Below are 18,530 nucleotides of genomic sequence, written 5' to 3'. Positions count from 1 at the left end.
GTCAGTACTAGACCTGCGACCAGGATTTTTCCCGCCTTTTGGAGAGTGTGTTCTCTGGATGAAGCCTCTATACTGAAGAAGTTGAAATTTGGAAATCCGGAATGGAGCGCCCTGAATGATAAGACAAAGTATACACGCGTGGAAAATGCTGATCCTCTCTCTGCCTAAAGGAATCATCGCCTTCGTAATTGCTGTTACAGGTCTATGTGCAAGCCTGCCCTTGATTATTGTATGGGTGGGGCTGCCGCTGCTGGCCCTGACCTTGGCCTGGTGCCGCAGCATGATGTCCAGTGAACACAAAACAGTTGAAGCCTGGTCCAGCGGCAACAGCCGACGTGGAACAGGGCTGCCTGCTGCCGCAGATCATGCTCCCGCCTTCCGCTGGGAGGGGCTGCGGGCATTAGGACACCAGCTCCGCGAGAGGGAGTCATACCGGGGGATCCTGTACAGCCTCCTCCAGCTACCCGCAGGGATTCTGGGCTTCACGCTTGCGCTGGTCCTGCCTACGGTTGCCTTCAGTGCTCTTCTGTCACCTGTGGCCCAGCGAATCAGTTCATCCGTATTCTCCTATGATCTGAATATGCTGGACCCGGAGTTCTTCTTCTTCCTGTCCGGCACAACCTCAGATGAACGCTCGTGGATTCTATGCGGAACCGGATTTGTACTGCTGCTGATTCTGCCGCTGCTGCTTGTGGGTCTTGGACGTCTGTATGCGGCCTGGATCAACGCAGTTTCAGGAACACCTGTGAATTCCACCAGTACCCCGCTTGAAGTCATACATACCTGATCTCTTCCCGCATATCTATTAATAGTTCACTTGCCAAAGCTTACGAAGCGGGTTGTGCCCGAAGTGATTGCAGGAAGGGCAGCCCGCACAACCTTGTGAGGAGGCGGTTCAGTGCTCATGATCCTGGTGTATCTGTTTGCTGTGCTTGGCGTGTCTCTCCTGCTGTTGGCTGCGGTTCTTCAGTACAGACTCTCCCGTCCCAAGGCAGCGGGCCATAGCGGGGCTACCCATGCCCTGTCCGCCTTCAGCCTGAAATTCCCCCAGCGGTTCATAACTCCAGACGAATCCCATCTGATTGCCCTGGACGAAGAAGGCCAGGCGCTCGCCATCGGGCTGCTGCATCCGGGGAAGCCGGAGCCGGCGACAGCCACCCTGTATACGTTCGATGCCATCCTTGGAGCAGAGATTGTCGAGAATGCTCTGACTCTCAGCAAGGTAAGCAAGACCAGCCGGATTACCACCAGTGCACCGAGAATACGGGCAGGTGCCGCCGCAAGCTATGAATTCACAGAGCCTGTCCAGGGCGGCAGTCCTGCCGAAGAGATCCGCGAGCTAACGCTCAGAATCTATTTTAGCAGCGCAGATACGCCTGTGGTATCCATTCCTTTTCTCCCGGCGCGCCTGCCGGCCCGCAAAACAGATCTTCAATATTCCGCAGCCTTCCTGGAGGCGCAGCAGGTACATGAGAGAATCCGCGACATCGTCTCTGCATAAGTGAAGCCTTAGCCTTCAGAACTCGCAATTACCGGACAACCGCTGTAAAATCCTCCAGAGCCCTCCCCTGTCTCAGCTTATCAATAATTGTAAGCAGGAAGCTCTCCGCGAGGCTGCCTGGTAATATGGCGTCCGCAGCTTCATCCAGTGTGAACCAGGCTGCGTGGTCCAGCTCGTCGCTCATGGCACTCAGGTCCTCCGTGTCAGCCACACTAATGTAATTGAGCATTAATGTATTAGACGGGGCGAAATACTGGCTGCGCATATATTCATAAGCAATCACCTCAAGCCCCGCTTCTTCCTTCACTTCACGGATCAGGGCCGCTTCAGCATTCTCTCCCTTATTCACGTACCCGGCGAGCAGAATGTAATCCTTGCGCTTATACTGCTGGATAAGCAGGATTCTATCGAGTCCCCGGTTCATTACGGCTGTACTCATCGCTGTGCTGAACACAGGGAATCTGAAGACGGCGCATGAATCACAGTAGGGTACCTCACCTTCTCCATTGCATTCCTTCATTACCAAGTGTCTTCCGCATTCCAGACAAAACTTCAAGCTTTATCGCTTCTTTCTGTAGGTAGTATAGTTGTTGTCTATTCTAAGCGATTGCTTCCGAACGTACCACGGTAAAATTCAAGAAACCCGTCCTTTATAGAACAGGGGACAGGGTTTCTTGACGTGATGTGGAATATACTATAAGGGGCCCGGACACTACGGGCTGCATTACATCATAGAGATGGAGGGAACTACTCGACATGAACATCATTAATTTCGCGCATCGCGGCGCATCCGCAGCCGCCCCGGAGAACACAATGGCGGCCTTCCGCAAGGGTCTAGAGCTTGGTGCAACCGGCATTGAGACCGACGTACAAATGACCAGTGACGGAGCAGTAGTAGTGATCCATGATGAGAGTCTTAACCGCACCACTTCAGGCAGCGGTTATGTGAAGGATAAGACGCTTCGTGAGGTGCTGGAGGTGGACGCAGGCTCCTGGTTCAGCCCTGAGTTCGCAGGAGAACGGATTCCGACACTGGACGAGCTGCTGGATCTGCTGCAGGGCCGGGAGACGATTCTGAATATAGAGCTGAAGAACGGGACCTTCCTCTATCCCGGCATGGAAGAGAAGGTAATCGCCGCTGTCCGGGAGCAGGGTATGAGTGAGCGGGTGGTAATCTCCAGCTTCAATCATTATTCCCTGGCCTACTGCAAGTCGCTGGCACCGGAGATCCGTACGGGTATTCTCTACGGCGAGGGGCTGTACCGTCCTTGGAATTACGCGGCTACCCTGCAGGCGGATGCACTGCATGCCCATCATTCCTCGGTCCTGCCGGAGTTCGTGAATGCTGCTGCGGAGAAAGGCATTGTCTATCATCCGTGGACGGTTAATGATCCCGAGCGGATGCAGGCTCTAATCGATGCTGAGGTGGCGGGGATCATTACCGATCATCCGGATGTTCTGGCCGGGCTGCTGGCTGCCAGAAGCGTCTGACTGATATAACACGGCTACGCTGTCCATAGGATGGCGCAGCCGCTATTGTCAAAAAAGCCCCACAAAGTGGGGCTTTAGACGAAATATTTATTGTGCCCTTGAGCTGCTGACCAGCTTCACGGAAGGAATACGGCTCTCCTGCTTGTATACGGCATAACGCCCGCTTCCCAGCTGCTTGGCACTGTACATAGCCGAATCCGCCTCCTGAAGCAGCTGCTTCGGGTCAATCCGGCCCTGGCTAATCGTCACGCCTACACTGGCGGACACGAATAATTCATGGCTCTCCAGCTTATAGGTCCGGGTGATGCGCTCCAGAACCTTAAGGGCAAGCTGCTCTGACTCCTTACGGCTGCAGCGTTTGGCGATAATGACGAATTCATCTCCGCCCACCCGGAAAATATGCCGCTTGCCTTTGCAGGTAAATTGCTGCAGGCTGGTTCCTACAGCCTCCAGTAAAAGATCCCCTGTATGATGGCCGAGGGTATCGTTAATCGATTTGAACCGGTTCAGGTCCAGATATAATACCGACAGCTGCTCGCTCAATTTGCAGTGATCCCAGAAATGATCCATTCCGTTCTTGTTCAGCAGGCCGGTAAGCGTATCCCGGTATGCCAACTCCTTGAGCTGGTCACGCTCTCCAAGGATCATGCGGATCCGCAGGAACAGATACAGAATACCGGCAAGTGTCAGCATGTACAGGAACAAAGAGATCAGCAGGCTTCTGCCTTCTGTAGTGAAGCCGGTTATGGCTCTTCTGCCCAGCAGATGCATGCCGCCAAGTCCGGCACTGATTACCAGCACCACAAGACTCGAGCGGACCGCCCGGGTTCTTTGCGTTTGTCTGGAGAAATCCTTTGTCAATCTGAGCGTGCTATATACGGTCAGGACCCCTATAAGTATGGATAGAATCGTCAGCATATAATTGCGGGCCTCTTCCACTAGTCTTACGCCCTCCTTCAGCCTATCAATGAATTTATGGTTTTATCGCTTTCAAGCGCTACTGTACAGGATCCGACTGAACATATTCTGAACAACTCCGGCAGGGGATGCTGGACATTAATACCCCCACCGGATCAGCACTAAGCATATTATCGGCAGGACCGGCGCTTTATTGTAATGAAATGCTCGGAAATATCCCGTCCTATCGGTCCATATGCTCCGCGCTGTTGTACAATTCACAGCTCCAGCTGTCATTCTCATTGACCAGGCAGGTGATAGAGGTGTTCTTCAGCAGCACGCTCACATCCAGGGAAGGCACAAGTCCGGCCAGCGTACTCCGCAGAATAGCCCCGTGGCTGACTACCAGCACATTGCTGCCGGGATGGCGGGCAGCAAGCTCTTCAATCGCCCGGACTCCCCGTTCGCGGGCCAGTTCCTGGCTCTCCAGCTTCAGATCCATCGTCTTCCACTGGCTGCCGAAGCGCTCGATCCGCTCGCTCTCTGTGGTTCCTTCAATCAATCCGCCGTTCATCTCCCGGATGTCCGGAAGGAGACCGGCCAGCGGGATGCCCAGCCTCCCGGCGATAGTCTCCGCCGTCTGTCTGGCCCGCAGCAGGTCGCTTGAATAGATATAATCCCACGCTTCGCCGCTAAGCCGCTCCGCAAGCACGCCGGCCTGCCGGAAGCCTTCCTCGTCCAGAGGATTATCCGTGTGGCCCTGGACCCGGCCCTCCTGATTCCAGCGAGTGCTGCCGTGCCGGATTAAGCCTATTCTTGTCATGATCGCTACCACCCTTATATGCAGATATTCTAATGTGTTCCCATTATAAACTAACCCGCTGCTGGATGCATGCTCCATTGACGGTAACGGAAGACGATTATATGATGGTAGCTCAAGTGCTGCATTCTGGGGCCTGTTCCAGAATCATCCTAACCTGCAGATCAACCTGCTATAAGCAAAGGAGATTTTGTGTATCATGAAAAAACTGCTCACCCTCTTTACCGCCTTCTGTCTGCTGGCTGTCCTTCTTCCAGCACTGCAATCCGGTGCCGCTGCGGCGCCGCAGGCCAAGCTTGCCGTATATGTGGACAAGGAGAATCACTCCTTCATCCCGGTCCGCTTCCTGAACGGCTTCGCTGGTATCCAGTCTGTGCTTACCGCTTCCGGCGGCCAGATTGAGATATCACGCGGCGAGAATTCCATTAGCTTCACTCCAGGCAAGCCCGGGGCTTCCGTCAACGGCAAGCCCGTTACCGCAAGTGTGCGGCCTTTCAGTGAGAACGGGACCACCTATGTCCCCTTGTCTCTTGTAAGCCAGACACTTGGCATACAGCTCCAGTGGAACAAGGAGGCCGGTTCGCTTACGCTGACAAGCGGGGCTGAAACAGGCACCGCTGAGACAGCCACCCTGCCTGTACAGAACGGCAGCCTGATCAAAAGCGGATCGCCCGCTGTAGTCAGCGGACATCATACCTACAAGGTCGGCGGCCGCTCCTTCAGCGTCCAGACGGTCACAGTCTCCCTGCTGCATCCTTCAGTGAAGCTGGATGCCGTTCTGGCCGGGAATACCGTCGGCAAGACAGAAGCTCTTGCCAGCATCGCCAAGCGCAGCAATGCCGCCGCCGCGATCAACGGCACATTCTTCGCCGCCTATACTGACGGCGCCTTCAAGGTTCCTTACGGCTACATCATCAGCGGCGGGAAGATGCTGAAGAACAGCTCCGGAGATAAACGGGCTGTCTTCGCTTACGACAGTAATATGCTGGCTGAGCTGATTCCGGGCAGTGAATTCAAGGCACGCTTCGATTCCGGTTCCGTTCTCGGCGCACTCCAGGCGGGACCACGGCTGTTGGTCAACGGGAAAGTCGCGCTGAATGTGGCGGCCGAAGGCTTCCGGGACCCCAAAATCCTGACTGGCGGTGGCGCCCGCAGCGCATTGGGCATCACCCGCGATCATAAGCTGATTCTGCTCACCTCCGGAGGGGCAACTATTCCCCAGCTGGCGGAAATTATGAAGCATGCAGGAGCCTACCAGGCGATGAACCTGGATGGCGGCGCCTCCAGCGGCCTGTACTACAATGGCAAGTATCTAACGACTCCGGGACGCCTGATCAGCAACGCGCTGGTCGTAAAGACAAAATAATGCATAGATAAGAAATCACTTAAGAAATTAACGAAAAGCAATAAGAAGCGGAGGGGAAATTTGGAACTGGAGGAGCGGTAGCGTCCGCCTTTGTGTTTGGATTTCTACCGCGAGGAGCGGTCTAAATCAGGAAATCCAAACACAACAGCGGCCGGAAGTCCAAATGTTCACCGCAGCGACGACCGAGCTTAGAGTGTAAATCTTAAGTGTGTTGATGAAACTGCCTTTATGGAATGCTGCGAAGCGGCCATTCCTATGGGCAGTTTCTTTTTTTGATTCCAGCGGCTCCTCAAGCGGGCTCAGTTCAGTCTGTAATCAGGCAGAATAAGGAATACGCCTATGGGGGATAATACACCAACACATCCAGATTTCAGCAGAAGGGAGCCCCCGAGATGCCTCAAGAGCCGAAGAAGAGCCGCCAGACTACCAAAGATCCTGTAGAAACCTCCGTGCCTGCACCGCTTCCGCTGAAGCTCTCCCTTGAGGATAATTTACAGGAGTTCAGCCGCCGGATCGGCAGCAGCTCGGATATTGTTATCCGCCATTATAAGAGTGAAGCCAAGCCTCCACTTACCCTTGCCTTCATTTATATTGACGGTCTGGTCAACGCAGATACGGTCAACCAGGCGGTGCTCCAGTCTTTGATGGAGAACAGCACGCTGAACGGAGATAGCATTAACACAGAAGCTGCCTTCAACCTAATCAAGGAGCACATTCTGCCGGTTGGGGGAGTGAAGGAGGCCCGGACCCTGGAGGTGCTGCTGCCCCTGCTTTTTGACGGCTATACCCTGATTCTGTTCGAGGGGCTTCAGGTCGCACTGGCCGCCGACACCTCCGGCTGGGAGAAAAGAAGCATTAATGAGCCGACCTCCCAGGGGGTTATCCGCGGGCCCAAGGAAGGCTTCACCGAGAGCCTGCGCACCGGGACCGCCATGCTGCGCCGCCGCCTGAAAACTGCTGATCTGCGGATTGAGGAATATACCATCGGACAGCGTACCGGAACCGGAATTGCCCTCGTCTATCTGAAGGGCCTCGCCAGTGAACAGGTGCTGACCGAAATCCGCCGCCGGCTGAACGCCATCAATACCGACGCCATTCTGGAGAGCAATTATATTGAAGAATTCATACAGGACGGCGGACTGACGCCTTTTCCCACCATTCAGAATACCGAACGTCCCGACGCCATGGCCGGGGGCATTCTGGAAGGCCAGGTGGGGATTGTCATTGACGGCACCCCCTTTGCCCTGCTGGCCCCGTCCACCTTCTTCAACTTTTTTCAATCCAGCGAGGATTACTACCAGCGGTATGATATTTCCTCCTTTCTGCGGCTGATCCGCTACGGTGCGTTCTTCGTCTCTATGCTGCTGCCTGCACTCTATATTGCCGTTACTACCTTTCACCAGGAGATGCTGCCGACCACGCTGCTGATCAGTCTGGCTGCCCAGCGGGAAGGCGTTCCGCTCCCCGCCTTCGCAGAGGCACTGCTGATGGAGCTGACCTTCGACGTCCTGCGTGAAGCGGGGGTACGTATGCCGCGGACCATCGGACCGGCTATCTCTATCGTCGGTGCGCTGGTGCTGGGGCAGGCTGCTGTTCAGGCCGGGCTGGTCTCGGCGGCGATGGTCATTGTGGTTTCTTTTACCGCCATCTCGAACTTCGTGATTCCGTCACTGGCCATCGCCAACTCCATCCGGCTGATCCGCTTCGTGATGATGTTCATCGCTGCCTCGCTCGGCCTGTTCGGCATTATGTCCTTCCTGATGGTGCTGCTGATTCACATGGCGGGCCTGCGCTCCTTTGGTGTGCCTTATCTGTCTCCGGTGGCGCCGATGATTCCGCGTTATCTGAAGGATATCTTCATCCGCGTTCCGCTATGGGGCATGAATATGCGTCCCAAGACCAATCTGGGCAAGGAGACCCGCAGACAATCACCGCACCAGAAGCCGCAGCCCGTTGACAACGCAGCTAATCCATCACCGCCACAGCCTAAGCCACAGGGAGAGGGTCCAGCATGAATGGAAAAATCGGCACCACCCAAGCCGCCATGCTTGTCGTCAATACCATCCTGCCGACGGCCACTGTCGTACTGCCTATCATTATCAGCACCTATGCAGAACAAGACGCTCCGCTGGCGATCATCATGTCTACTGTGGCGGGGCTGCTTATTGCGTGGATCGTCGGGGCGGTGATTCAGAGCAGCAACGGTGCACCTTTTCTGGAGTGGGTGGGGGAGAAAAGCTCCCCTGTAGCCGCAGTGATCCTGGGTCTGCTGATGCTCCAGTTCTACCTGGACACCACTGCAACCATCCTGCGGGAATTCGTCAATTTCCTGAAAGAAAACGTTCTGATCAACACCCCCATCACGGTGCTGGTCATACTCATTCTCTTCATCACTATCTATATGGTTAGGCAGGGCATTGAAGCGATCGCCAGAGTGAACAGTCTGGTGATTCTGCTCTATCTGTTCTTCGTACCGCTGTACCTGTTCGGGCTCTACAATGATCTGAATGTGCATCATCTGCTGCCCATGTTCGATCATAATCTGGCTGAAATCACCCTGGCGAGCCTGACACCGACAGCATGGATGTCTGAGGTGGCGGTGCTGCTGTTCCTGGCCCCTTACCTGCAATATCCGCAGCGGGCCAAGATTATCGGCTGGACAGGCCTACTGTTCGTTGCTGCACTGATGATGTTCTCCCTGATCACAGCCCTGATGGTCTTCGGCCCGGAATTCATTAAGCTCAGCAGCTACCCTGGCTTCGCTACCGTCAGTATCCTCCGGATCGGCCGGTTCATAGAGAAGCTGGACATTCTCTTCATCTCTTATTGGGTGCTGTCGATCTACCTTAAATTTGCGATCTTCCTGTTCGTCACGGTGGAGTGCTTCAAGCAGACCTTCCGGGTCAGCAGCAGCAGGCCCTTCATTGGCGCTCTGGGTCTGATCATTGCCCTGGAGTGCCTATTCTCCTGGCAAAGCTCCGCCAAGCTGAATGTCTATAACGAGGAAGGGCGGTTCGTGGTCTTCTTCCTGTTCAACGTGCTGGTGCCGCTGGGCGCCGTCTTGCTGAGCAGGGTACACAAGGCCCGATCTAAGCGGAAGGGGCTGGAGACATGATGAACAAACCGGGCAATCTGTTGCGCCTCCTGCTCACCTTCCCGCTTCTCACCCTCCTGCTCTCCGGCTGCTGGGATGACCGGGAGCTTAACGAGCTGGGCATTACCTCCGGCTCCGCCTACGACTGGGAGGATAATCAATGGAAGGCGACCTATCAGGTCATTAACCCCTCCTCAGGCGCCAGCGGGATGGGCAGCAGCGGAGGAGGCAGCACCAGCTCGCCGCCCTTCCTCACGTTCACCGTCAAGGGCCGGACGATTATGGAGGCCATTGAACGAACCAATCTGACCAGTACGCGGGAGATGTTCTTCTCCCACTCCCGGATTGCCGTAATCGGCGAGAGCCTGGCCAGGCACGGAATCAATCAGCTAATTGATATCTTCCTGCGCAAGCAGGATGCCAGAGAAACAGTGTATGTATTCATATCTGAGGGGGAGGCCGGTGTCATTCTGGATCAGCTGATGCAAATGACTAAGAATCAAGGGGCAGGCATCCAGCTTATGATTGAACAAGAATCACGGCTCTTGTCCTACTATCCGGGAATCCGCCTGTATGAGCTGGCAATGGCGCTGTCCTCCGAGTCCAAATGCGCGGTATTGCCGGAGATTCTGCTGACCGGCCCCCGGACGATGGATGAGACCAGTGAGACAGCGGTTACCGATCTGCCCTCGCGGTTGGCACTGGGAAGGCTGGGCGTCATTAAGGGGGACACGTTCGCGGGCTGGCTCAGCCAGAAGCAGGCGTTCGGGCTTTCTTTTCTGACCGATAACATTGATTCTGCCACCATCGCCTTCCCCTCCCGGCCGGCAACAAGCGACAAGCTGGATGCTTCATTCATCCTGCAGAATTCGGCCACCACCGTCCACCCTGTCTGGGACAAGGATCATTATGTGATGGAGGTTAACGTCAAGGGCAGCGGTGTGCTGACGGAGCTTGGCAGTGTCATGGATCTGAACGACCGCAAGGCGATCAGTGAAATGGAGGCCTCGCTGGAGCAGCGGGTGCTGGAGCTAATGAATAACGCCTGGGCGGAGGTCAAACGGCTGGGGGCAGACGTCACCGGATTTGCTGTGAGAGTACACCGGAGCGATCCGAAGCGCTGGAAGCAGATTGAGAAGGCGAAGAGCTGGGACAGCGTCTTTCAGGAGATTGAGCTCCGCCCGCAGGTCTCCATCGAGATGGAACGGACCGGACTCAGCAATAAATCGTTCAAGTCTGTCCAGCAGAAGTAAAGGGGCATATCTATGAAAATAGCTATTACTCTTATACTCTATGCGCTTGCCTATGGTTGGGGGTGGACGAAGCTACGCGGAGAAGAGCGCCGCCGGCGACGGCTCTTACTTGGCTGCATTATGGGGTACGGGGCGTATCTTAATCTATGCGGAATTACCAATACCCCTCATGTATCGCTGGGCAGCCTGTATACGGCGTTCTTCCAGCCTGTCGGCAGAGCCATTATCTATTGGTTAGGAGGCTAAAGATGCAATCATGGTGAACAAAGAACAGGTCTCTTCCCTGCAGATTGCGTTCATGATTATGCTGTTTGAAATCGGCAGCACGCCGCTGTTCCTGCTTGGGGGCACCGCTAAGCAGGATTCCTGGCTGGCGATGTGTGCAGGTTCAGCGGCGGGCTTCGCCCTTCTCCTTGTGCTGATGTGGATTCAGCACCGGTCTCCGGGCACGGACCTGATCGGAATGCTTAAAGCTCATTTTGGCACAGCTCCAGGGGCGTTCATCGGCGCGGTCTACAGCCTGTATTTCGCCTATCAGTCCATGCGCAATGTCCGCGACCTCGGCGAGCTGACGGCGATGACCATGCTGCCGAGAACCCCAATGGCCATTACGATGCTGGTGTTCGTGCTGCTGGCCCTATATGCGATCTGGAAGGGGGCGGAGGTTGTCTTCAGGCTGCCTGAGGTGCTGCTGCCGGTCATGCTGTTCTTCTATTTCCTGCTTGTTGTGATGCTGAGCATCATGGGGGCGATTGATCTCAGCCGTCTGGCGCCGGTTATGGAGGGCGGGCTGATGCCGGTCCTGCAAGCGGCACTGCCGGAGATCGTCTCATTTCCCTTCGGGCAGATGATTGTTTTTCTGATGCTGTGGACGCTATGGGAGAAGCCCGGTGTGCCTGTAAAATACACAGTGAACGCCTATCTGCTCATCAGCGCATTCCTGATTTTCATGAACGCGCTGAATGTGGCCGTCCTCGGCCCGGCGATAGCGGGAGTGAGCCAGCTGCCTTTTCTCAAAACCGTCCGGGTACTGTCCAATCTCAAATTTGTCGAGCGGCTTGATATTCTGGTCACGATCCAGCTCTTCCTGGGGCTGCTGATCAAGATGATGCTCTTCTACTTCTGTTCCGTAAAAGCTCTTGCAGAGCTGACCGGCAAACCGGCCAAATGGTGGGTCTTCCCTGTGGGGGCAGTCATCTACGGCTCCTCATTCCTGGAACGGGATTACACCCAGCATATCGCCGTCGGCCTGGGGCCGAGTCTGAAGCTTGACCCGCTCTTCCAGGTTGCCATTCCGCTGCTGCTGGCCCTGTCGATCTGGGTGCGGGGCCGGTTACAGCGTTCAGCTTGAAGCAGAGTGCTCCGGCTGCTGGTCGAACTTCAGATTCTGCGGCCCGGACGGAAGGTTCTCCGCACCTGTAGAGCCATCCGTTACGGGAACATCCTTGCCTACTTCCTCGAATTCACATTCCCCCAGCCATACCTGTCCGCTTCCGCTCAGCAGAATTCCGATATTGATCACATCGGCTTCGGACGGAATATCCATGACGCAGGCATAGTGGTTCCATTCTGTGGTTCCTTGTATGCTCCGGTTCTGCATGTTGTCAAATGCCAGCATATTCTGCTGATGATCATCCACCCTCATCCACAGGCCGCTCCAGCCGGTGACATCCTCCGTTCTAACGAACCCGGAGAAGCGCATCCGTCTCCCCCGATACTCTCTTGCCTGAAACTGCTGCATCAAGGTTCCAAAACCATTGTCGTCCTGCGCAGCCTCTTCTTTGGAGTGAAGATGCATCGAGGGACTTGTCTTATAGCAGACGCGGGGATCAATCTCGACCTTATATTTCTCCTGGTGGGTACCTGTAATATACCAGCCTGTAATCTCTGACATTGTCAATACCTCTCTTTCTTGAATCAATAGTCTCACCTGCGATCTGTACTGAGCAGGCGGCAAATCATAAATTTCCTTGAAAGCTCTTGTAAAAGCCTCCTGGCTCTCAAAGCCGCACTGCAGCGCAATCTCAAGAATACGTGTCTCGGAGTACAGCAGGAGATTGGCTGCTTGGCTGAGACGGCGGGCCCGGATATATTCATGGACATTTTTATTCACATATTTCCGAAAAATCCGGTGAAAATGATATTTGGACAACCCTGCTGCCTTAGCCACCTTCTCCAAATCCAACTCCTCTTCCAAATGCTGCTCAATAAATTCGATGCTCTTGTGAATCAACTGATAGTGCATGACTCTCACCCCCTCCACAACTCAAAGTATATAGCAGACACCGGAAATACTTTTGATAAATCTTGCTGTATCTATCTTTCCCTAGGGAAACATTATTGTTGCAAGGACAAATTTATTTACGTATACTAATCTTGTGGCAGGATGCAATATTCTGTGCCGTGCACAATATACTATACAAGTGCATATTTCATACTTAAGGATAACTATAACTATTCATTCATTATTCATACGAAAGTGGGAGAGCTTATGGCCGGAGCCGTAATTCCATTGTCTGAAGCTACGAACGGCAGCACGCTGCGGATCAGCGGCATCGAGGTCCAGGGTGTGCTGCGGAGAAGACTGCTTGATCTCGGATTTGTTGCCGGGAACCGCGTAGAAGTGCTGCGGCGCAGCCCGCTTGGAGACCCTACGGCTTACCGGATCAGCAATACGACCATTGCCCTGCGGCGGGAAGAGAGTTCCCTCATTTATGGCGAACTGATTGGAGGCGGAGAAGGATGAGTGAGTATACCGTAGCTTTTGCCGGCAACCCCAATACAGGCAAGAGCACGCTGTTCAACCTGCTGACCGGGATGCGCCAGCATACCGGCAACTGGGCCGGTAAAACTGTAGTCACCGCCGAAGGGCGGTTCACCCACAAGGAGCATACTTACCGGGCCGTTGACCTTCCCGGCACCTATTCGCTCTACTCCAATTCCGCCGATGAAGAGGCGGCCCGGGACTATATTATTTTCGAGGAGCCGGATGTCACGCTCGTGGTTCTGGATGCAACGTCGCTGGAGCGCAACCTCAATCTGGCCCTGCAGGTGCTGGAGATAACGGGACGCGCCGTAGTCTGCATCAATCTGATCGATGAAGCCAAGCGGCTGGGCATTGATATTAATCTGAAGCGGATTGCGGAGCGGCTCGGGGTGCCTGTCACGGCCATTTCGGCCCGCAACGGGATCGGTATTGAAGCGCTGCTGGATCAGATCGCACGCGTAGCGACCGGTGAATTCAAGGCTGAGCCGCTGAAGATCACCTACAACGATGAGATTGAGCGGGGCATTGCCGAGCTGATCCCGATGGTGGAGCAGACGGTCGGCGCAAGGTATCCGGCACGCTGGATTGCCCTGCGCCTGCTGGACGGTGACCACAGTCTGCTGGCTTCCCTTGCGTCCCATATGGGACGCAAGGGAATATCTGTAACGAAGGAGGTGGCCCGTCATGGAGTCACCGCATGCCATTAACGGCCAAGACCCGCTCGATTCCCTGCTCGCTACCGCGAAGAAGCTGGCAGACAAAGGGGCGGTCCGCGACGAGATCGTCAGCGGAATCTACGGCGTATCGGCTGGAATCTGTAGCGATGCCGTTACTTATCACGACAAGAAGAAGCTGGGCAGCACCTACAAGCTGGATAATATCGTCACCTCGAAGATCTGGGGCTTCCCTATTATGCTCGCCGGTCTTGGCTTGGTATTCTGGATTACCATTGCCGGAGCCAACTACCCTTCCGGCTGGATTGCCTCCCTCTTCAGCTGGATCGAAGGCTATCTGACCGCCGGCTTCGAGGCTGTTCATGCCCCGGCCTGGCTGCACGGCGTCCTTGTGCTGGGACTGTATCGCGGAACCTCATGGGTCATCAGCGTCATGCTGCCGCCTATGATGATTTTCTTCCCGGTGTTCGCGCTGCTTGAAAATTTCGGCTATCTGCCCCGGGTCGCTTTTAATATGGACCGCTTGTTCAAGAAATCCGGGGGGCACGGCAAGCAGGCCTTGACGATGTCGATGGGCTTCGGCTGCAACGCTGCTGCTATTCTGTCCACCCGCATTATTGAATCGCCCCGCGAACGGATGCTGGCCATTCTGACCAACAACTTCGTCCCGTGCAACGGCCGCTGGCCTACGCTTATTCTGCTCTCCTCCATGTTCATGGTCGGGGCGGCAACCACCGGAGCACTGCGCACCTTCGCGACTGCGCTGGTGTTAATGGGCATCGTACTGGTCGGAATTATCGTCACCCTGAGTGTATCGTGGATCATGTCCAAAACCGCGCTGCGCGGTGTGCCTACCCACTATACCTTGGAACTGCCGCCTTACCGCCGCCCGCAGATCTGGAAGACCATTGTCCGCTCCTCCAAGGAAAAATCCCTCAATGTGCTGACCCGCGCCATCATCGTGGCCGCTCCGGCAGGGATCATCACCTGGATTCTCGGCAATGTGTTTGTCGGCGGTGAGAGTGTGCTGAATCATATGGCGGCCTGGTTCGATCCGTTCGCGCAGCTGCTCGGCATGGACGGCTTCATTATTATGGCCTTCATCCTCGGCCTGCCCGCCAATGAAATTGTGCTGCCTATCCTGCTGATGGGCTACATGTCCTCGGGGGCCATGGTAGATATCGAAGGTCTCGGCAGCATTAAGGACATCTTCCTGAGTCACGGCTGGACCTGGCTGACGGCGCTTAATATGATGCTCTTCTCCCTGCTCCACTATCCTTGCGGCACCACACTCGTGAACATCTACAAGGAGACCAAAAGCCTGAAGTGGGCCGTGCTCTCCGCTGTAATCCCGCTCGCTATCGCTATCGGCGTAACCTTCGCGGTGGCTTCGGCAGCCCGGCTGTTCGGTTGGGTTTGAGCGCAGGGGAGCTGCGGGCGGCGGTAGGGCAGAAGCTTACGTCAAGTACCGGCTCCTTCAAACAGAGCACTATCTCCCGTCCGGGCGGATAGTGCTCTTTTGCGCTTTTGTGCGCGCGGCGGTTCATATCGGCTGGGGTGTGAGCGCGGGCCTGGGGCGCATTCTTCGCGGTAAGCCCTGGCACGCCTGCCACATTCTCTGCAGCCCCCGATTGTGATCGGTTTTTCGATTATATTCCGCTCATTCGCCTCCGCCACGCCCAATGTGATCGGTTTTTCGATTACATTCCGCCCACGCGCCTCCGCTACGCCCAATGTGATCGGTTTTTCGATTACATTCCGCCCACGTGCCTCTGCCATGCCCAATGTGATCGGTTTTTCGATTACATTCTGGTCCACGCGCCTCCACGCTGGCACATTGCGATTGTGTTCGGTTTTTCGCCTATATTTGGTCCACGGGCCCTGCGCTGGCACATTGTATGCTGTTTTTCGCCTATATTTGGTCCACTCGCCTCCCGCACTGCCCATTGTGTTCGGTTTTTCGACTACATTCCGCCCACGTGCCTCTGCCACGCCCATTGTGTTCGGTTTTTCGACTACATTCCGCCTACGTGCCTCTGCTACGCCCAATGTGATCGGTTTTTCGACTACATTCCGCCCACGTGCCTCTGCCACGCCCAATGTGATCGGTTTTTCGATTACATTCCGCTCACATGCCTCTGCCATGCCCAATGTGATCGGTTTTTCGACTATATTTGGTCCGCACACCCCCGTGGTTACAGGAGTTAACGGGCAAATAGGGACACCTGCTCCTCTGCTATTTGACTCTCCCTCTCCCTACATGTTAGGGTGATTTGGAAGCTATTATTTTCCGGGAGGGATTGTTCATGACAGCAGTGAAGCTCAGTATTGATTACGATGGATTTGAGGAAGGCAAACGGATGGAGACGGAGATTGAACGCTTAAGCGAAAGTCCTGAAGCCGCCGGGCTGACCAGCCTTACGATTGGCGACTGGGGACAAGCTTACGAGAACACCTCGGAGGAAGCCGTCCAGGCCCTGGTGAAGCACAGCGCCAGCTTCCCTGCGCTGCGCAAGCTGTTCATCGGGGACATGAGCTATGAGGAATGTGAAATCTCGTGGATTAACCAGACCGATCTCTCGCCGCTGCTGCCCGCTTATCCTGAGCTGCAATCCCTGACTGCACAAGGCGGTACCGATCTGCGTCTGAGCCAACTGCAGCATGACAAGCTCGAAGAACTCATTATTATTACCGGCGGACTCAGTAAGGCCGTGCTGGCGGACATTGCCGCTTCTCGCCTGCCGAATCTGCGCAAACTGGAATTATACCTTGGGGTGGACAATTACGGCTTTGACGGCGGGCTGGAGGACCTTCTGCCGCTGATCGAGCCCGGGAAATTCCCTAATCTAACTTATCTTGGACTCAAAAACAGTGAGATCCAGGACGAAATTGCCGCAGCCCTGGCGGATGCGCCGATTCTGGACCAGCTCCATACCCTGGACATGTCACTGGGAACGCTTAGCGATACCGGCGCAGAGGCGCTGCTCGCCAGCGAGCGGGTGAAGGGACTGAAGCTGCTCAACCTGAGCCATCACTACATGTCTGACGAGATGATGCTGCGCCTGAAGAACAGCGGATTGCCGGTGGATGTCAGCGACCAGCAGCAGGCCGATGACGATGATGACTGGCGCTATCCGTCAATCACAGAATAATGCAGCCCGCAGCTCCGCTGATTGTCTTCTGCCAGCCCGGCGACCGGCGCTCAGCCGGTATACAGCAGGCGCGCTCGCGTCTCGGGATGCCATCGGCGCTGCTGATTCCCTACGCCGGGCTGCTGCAGGGCCAGCCGCTGGCTGATCTGCTTACGCTGGCTGTGCAGCGGCAGATTCGGGACGGAGGCCCGGGGCAACCGCTGCTTGAACAGTGGGAATCCTTGCGCGACTACAGCAGCGGGCCCTCCGAGCGGGAGTCCGCTAGCGGCAGCTCCAGCGGGCATCCCACACAAGAGTCCGCTGGCGGCAGCTTCAGCGGGCATCCCACACAAGAGTCCGCTAGCGGCAGCTCCAGCGGGCATCTCACGCAAGAGTCCGCTGGCGGCAGCTCCAGCGGATCCTCCGAAGCGGAAGCGCAGCACCTGCTGCCGGATTCTCCGGGCAGCAGCTCCAGCAGGCACGCTGCGCCTGAATCCGCAGCGTGCCCGCCACTGCTGCGGCTGGAGTCCCCCGGCGGCAGCTTCGCGCTGGAGCGGGCGCTTATCGCGCTGGGCGCACCGGATGCGCCGGACGCGGACGACTCGCTGCACCCGTTCGGGCAGCAGCCGGACCTGAGGCCGCTCAGCTTCAAAGCGGCCTCAGCCCTGAAGGACCTGCCTGGCGTGCTGCATCACCCGTCCCAGTGGTTCCGCGGCTACTGCCGCCTGCTGGCGCGGCTCCGGCAGGAGGCCGGGCAGCTTCTGCCCGCCTCCCGCTGGACCAACGATCCGGCGGAGATCGCAGCCATGACGGACAAGCGCCGGACCCAGCAGATTCTCGCCGAGTCCGGCGTGTCTGTTCCCCGGCCGCTTCGCGGCAGCGGCGGACAAGCCCCCGTGGACTACGCCTCCCTGCGCGAGCTGATGCTGTCGCAGCGGATGCACCGCGTGTTCATCAAGCTGGCTAGCGGCTCCGCCGCCTCCGGCGTGATTGCTTATCAGCTGAACCCGGCCACGGGAGCTGAGTCGGCAGTTACCACCATCGGGGTCGAGAGCTATATCACCCGGCCCCCGGTGTATTATAATTCCGGCAAGCTGCAGCGTTATACCGATTCTGCCCGCCTTGCCGGAATCATTAACTGGCTCTACCGCCACGGCGCCTATGCCGAGCAGTGGATTCCGAAGCCCGGCAAGGACGGACATTCCTTCGACATCCGTCAGCTGGTTGTCGCTGGTGAAGCCTGCCATGCAGTCGCTAGAGTCAGCACCACACCGATTACGAATCTGCATCTGCGCAGCCGGCGGATGACTCCGGCGGAGGCCGGGCTGAGCGAGGCACAGCAGGCAGAAGTACGCCGGACAGCGGAGGCTTCGCTGGCCGCTTTTCCAAATTGCTCGGTTGCGGGCATCGATGTGCTGGCGGGAAGCTCCGGGCGGATGTATACGGCAGATGTGAATCCTTTTGGCGACTTATTGTACGATGTTGAATACCAAGGCTGCAGCACCTACGAATGGGAAATGAAGCAGCTGTCTTAGG

Annotated in this window: 19 protein-coding genes; 14 read left to right on the top strand and 5 right to left on the bottom strand. The window is 56.1% G+C overall.

The window, feature by feature from the left end; all coding sequences use genetic code 11:
- Positions 1 to 115: 115 nt before the first annotated feature.
- The gene (locus tag MKY12_RS04015; RefSeq protein WP_339312997.1) at positions 116 to 787 is read left to right on the top strand and encodes a sensor domain-containing protein; all 672 of its coding nucleotides are present in this window, start codon (positions 116 to 118) and stop codon (positions 785 to 787) included.
- Positions 788 to 898: 111 nt separating this feature from the next.
- Positions 899 to 1,501: a hypothetical protein gene (locus tag MKY12_RS04010; protein WP_339312996.1), complete on the top strand. Its 603-nt coding sequence runs from the start codon at positions 899 to 901 to the stop codon at positions 1,499 to 1,501.
- A gap of 28 nt (positions 1,502 to 1,529) precedes the next feature.
- Here the strand turns inward: MKY12_RS04010 and MKY12_RS04005 are convergent, their stop codons facing one another.
- Positions 1,530 to 1,940: an NUDIX domain-containing protein gene (locus tag MKY12_RS04005; protein WP_339312995.1), complete on the bottom strand. Its 411-nt coding sequence runs from the start codon at positions 1,938 to 1,940 to the stop codon at positions 1,530 to 1,532.
- A gap of 317 nt (positions 1,941 to 2,257) precedes the next feature.
- Between MKY12_RS04005 and MKY12_RS04000 the strand changes: the two genes are divergently transcribed.
- Positions 2,258 to 2,992 (top strand): glycerophosphodiester phosphodiesterase, encoded by a 735-nt coding sequence (locus MKY12_RS04000; RefSeq protein WP_036723244.1) that lies wholly within the window; start codon positions 2,258 to 2,260, stop codon positions 2,990 to 2,992.
- A gap of 87 nt (positions 2,993 to 3,079) precedes the next feature.
- Here the strand turns inward: MKY12_RS04000 and MKY12_RS03995 are convergent, their stop codons facing one another.
- Entirely contained in the window at positions 3,080 to 3,931 is an 852-nt protein-coding gene (locus tag MKY12_RS03995; protein ID WP_051477842.1) for a GGDEF domain-containing protein, read from the bottom strand.
- 202 nt (positions 3,932 to 4,133) lie between these two features.
- Complete coding sequence (locus MKY12_RS03990) at positions 4,134 to 4,712, bottom strand: histidine phosphatase family protein (RefSeq protein WP_036723243.1); 579 nt, start codon at positions 4,710 to 4,712, stop codon at positions 4,134 to 4,136.
- Between the two features lie 196 nt (positions 4,713 to 4,908).
- On the opposite strand from MKY12_RS03990, the gene MKY12_RS03985 reads away from it, so the two are divergent.
- The 6 genes from MKY12_RS03985 to MKY12_RS03960 all read left to right on the top strand — a co-directional run bounded on the left by MKY12_RS03985 (position 4,909) and on the right by MKY12_RS03960 (position 11,773).
- Positions 4,909 to 6,075 carry a phosphodiester glycosidase family protein gene (locus tag MKY12_RS03985; RefSeq protein WP_339312994.1) on the top strand — a complete coding sequence of 389 codons (1,167 nt, stop codon included), beginning with the start codon at positions 4,909 to 4,911 and terminating at the stop codon, positions 6,073 to 6,075.
- A gap of 392 nt (positions 6,076 to 6,467) precedes the next feature.
- Entirely contained in the window at positions 6,468 to 8,090 is a 1,623-nt protein-coding gene (locus MKY12_RS03980) for a spore germination protein (RefSeq protein WP_339312993.1), read from the top strand.
- Positions 8,087 to 9,190 carry an endospore germination permease gene (locus MKY12_RS03975; RefSeq protein ID WP_036723240.1) on the top strand — a complete coding sequence of 368 codons (1,104 nt, stop codon included), beginning with the start codon at positions 8,087 to 8,089 and terminating at the stop codon, positions 9,188 to 9,190. The genes MKY12_RS03980 and MKY12_RS03975 overlap by 4 nt, the downstream gene beginning before the upstream one ends.
- A complete protein-coding gene (locus MKY12_RS03970; protein WP_235191797.1) occupies positions 9,187 to 10,422 on the top strand; it encodes a Ger(x)C family spore germination protein in 1,236 nt (411 codons plus the stop codon). Before MKY12_RS03975 ends, MKY12_RS03970 begins: the two co-directional genes overlap by 4 nt.
- Before the next feature lie 12 nt (positions 10,423 to 10,434).
- Entirely contained in the window at positions 10,435 to 10,668 is a 234-nt protein-coding gene (locus MKY12_RS03965; RefSeq protein WP_155991300.1) for a hypothetical protein, read from the top strand.
- A 10-nt stretch (positions 10,669 to 10,678) separates the two neighbouring features.
- On the top strand, positions 10,679 to 11,773 hold the full coding sequence (locus tag MKY12_RS03960) for an endospore germination permease (protein ID WP_036723239.1): 1,095 nt from the start codon (positions 10,679 to 10,681) through the stop codon (positions 11,771 to 11,773).
- Here the strand turns inward: MKY12_RS03960 and MKY12_RS03955 are convergent.
- A complete protein-coding gene (locus MKY12_RS03955; protein WP_036723238.1) occupies positions 11,765 to 12,667 on the bottom strand; it encodes an AraC family transcriptional regulator in 903 nt (300 codons plus the stop codon). The two genes, MKY12_RS03960 and MKY12_RS03955, sit on opposite strands and share 9 nt — an antisense overlap.
- A 246-nt stretch (positions 12,668 to 12,913) precedes the next feature.
- Here MKY12_RS03955 and MKY12_RS03950 point away from each other — a divergent pair, with 246 nt between their 5' ends.
- Genes MKY12_RS03950 through MKY12_RS03940 form a run of 3 tightly spaced genes read left to right on the top strand, consistent with a single transcriptional unit; the run spans position 12,914 to position 15,283 of the window.
- Positions 12,914 to 13,168 (top strand): FeoA family protein, encoded by a 255-nt coding sequence (locus MKY12_RS03950; protein ID WP_036723378.1) that lies wholly within the window; start codon positions 12,914 to 12,916, stop codon positions 13,166 to 13,168.
- The gene (locus tag MKY12_RS03945; protein ID WP_036723237.1) at positions 13,165 to 13,896 is read left to right on the top strand and encodes a FeoB small GTPase domain-containing protein; all 732 of its coding nucleotides are present in this window, start codon (positions 13,165 to 13,167) and stop codon (positions 13,894 to 13,896) included. The genes MKY12_RS03950 and MKY12_RS03945 overlap by 4 nt, the downstream gene beginning before the upstream one ends.
- On the top strand, positions 13,874 to 15,283 hold the full coding sequence (locus MKY12_RS03940; RefSeq protein ID WP_036723236.1) for a nucleoside recognition domain-containing protein: 1,410 nt from the start codon (positions 13,874 to 13,876) through the stop codon (positions 15,281 to 15,283). The genes MKY12_RS03945 and MKY12_RS03940 overlap by 23 nt, the downstream gene beginning before the upstream one ends.
- Positions 15,284 to 15,324: 41 nt before the next feature.
- Here MKY12_RS03940 and MKY12_RS03935 read toward each other — a convergent pair whose 3' ends face one another.
- A complete protein-coding gene (locus tag MKY12_RS03935; protein ID WP_339312992.1) occupies positions 15,325 to 16,008 on the bottom strand; it encodes a hypothetical protein in 684 nt (227 codons plus the stop codon).
- A gap of 161 nt (positions 16,009 to 16,169) precedes the next feature.
- Between MKY12_RS03935 and MKY12_RS03930 the strand changes: the two genes are divergently transcribed.
- On the top strand, positions 16,170 to 17,015 hold the full coding sequence (locus tag MKY12_RS03930; RefSeq protein ID WP_209878820.1) for an STM4015 family protein: 846 nt from the start codon (positions 16,170 to 16,172) through the stop codon (positions 17,013 to 17,015).
- On the top strand, positions 17,015 to 18,529 hold the full coding sequence (locus tag MKY12_RS03925) for an STM4014 family protein (RefSeq protein ID WP_339312991.1): 1,515 nt from the start codon (positions 17,015 to 17,017) through the stop codon (positions 18,527 to 18,529). Before MKY12_RS03930 ends, MKY12_RS03925 begins: the two co-directional genes overlap by 1 nt.
- Position 18,530: the final 1 nt, after the last annotated feature.

This window comes from Paenibacillus sp. FSL M7-0896, assembly GCF_037975415.1.
GTDB lineage: Bacteria > Bacillota > Bacilli > Paenibacillales > Paenibacillaceae > Paenibacillus_AQ > Paenibacillus_AQ silagei.
This window is presented reverse-complemented; position numbering and strand designations above follow the sequence as displayed.

What these genes read in the sequence shown, in the direction of transcription:
- MKY12_RS03925 (WP_339312991.1), top strand. Translation starts at nt 17,015, where the DNA reads ATGCAGCCCGCAGCTCCGCTGATTGTCTTCTGCCAGCCCGGCGACCGG.
- MKY12_RS03955 (WP_036723238.1), bottom strand. Translation starts at nt 12,667, where the DNA reads ATGCACTATCAGTTGATTCACAAGAGCATCGAATTTATTGAGCAGCAT.
- MKY12_RS03975 (WP_036723240.1), top strand. Translation starts at nt 8,087, where the DNA reads ATGAATGGAAAAATCGGCACCACCCAAGCCGCCATGCTTGTCGTCAAT.
- MKY12_RS03930 (WP_209878820.1), top strand. Translation starts at nt 16,170, where the DNA reads ATGACAGCAGTGAAGCTCAGTATTGATTACGATGGATTTGAGGAAGGC.
- MKY12_RS03985 (WP_339312994.1), top strand. Translation starts at nt 4,909, where the DNA reads ATGAAAAAACTGCTCACCCTCTTTACCGCCTTCTGTCTGCTGGCTGTC.
- MKY12_RS03945 (WP_036723237.1), top strand. Translation starts at nt 13,165, where the DNA reads ATGAGTGAGTATACCGTAGCTTTTGCCGGCAACCCCAATACAGGCAAG.
- MKY12_RS03980 (WP_339312993.1), top strand. Translation starts at nt 6,468, where the DNA reads ATGCCTCAAGAGCCGAAGAAGAGCCGCCAGACTACCAAAGATCCTGTA.
- MKY12_RS03970 (WP_235191797.1), top strand. Translation starts at nt 9,187, where the DNA reads ATGATGAACAAACCGGGCAATCTGTTGCGCCTCCTGCTCACCTTCCCG.
- MKY12_RS03990 (WP_036723243.1), bottom strand. Translation starts at nt 4,712, where the DNA reads ATGACAAGAATAGGCTTAATCCGGCACGGCAGCACTCGCTGGAATCAG.
- MKY12_RS04000 (WP_036723244.1), top strand. Translation starts at nt 2,258, where the DNA reads ATGAACATCATTAATTTCGCGCATCGCGGCGCATCCGCAGCCGCCCCG.
- MKY12_RS03940 (WP_036723236.1), top strand. Translation starts at nt 13,874, where the DNA reads ATGGAGTCACCGCATGCCATTAACGGCCAAGACCCGCTCGATTCCCTG.
- MKY12_RS03935 (WP_339312992.1), bottom strand. Translation starts at nt 16,008, where the DNA reads ATGGCAGAGGCATGTGAGCGGAATGTAATCGAAAAACCGATCACATTG.
- MKY12_RS03950 (WP_036723378.1), top strand. Translation starts at nt 12,914, where the DNA reads ATGGCCGGAGCCGTAATTCCATTGTCTGAAGCTACGAACGGCAGCACG.
- MKY12_RS03965 (WP_155991300.1), top strand. Translation starts at nt 10,435, where the DNA reads ATGAAAATAGCTATTACTCTTATACTCTATGCGCTTGCCTATGGTTGG.
- MKY12_RS03960 (WP_036723239.1), top strand. Translation starts at nt 10,679, where the DNA reads ATGGTGAACAAAGAACAGGTCTCTTCCCTGCAGATTGCGTTCATGATT.
- MKY12_RS04015 (WP_339312997.1), top strand. Translation starts at nt 116, where the DNA reads ATGATAAGACAAAGTATACACGCGTGGAAAATGCTGATCCTCTCTCTG.
- MKY12_RS04005 (WP_339312995.1), bottom strand. Translation starts at nt 1,940, where the DNA reads ATGAGTACAGCCGTAATGAACCGGGGACTCGATAGAATCCTGCTTATC.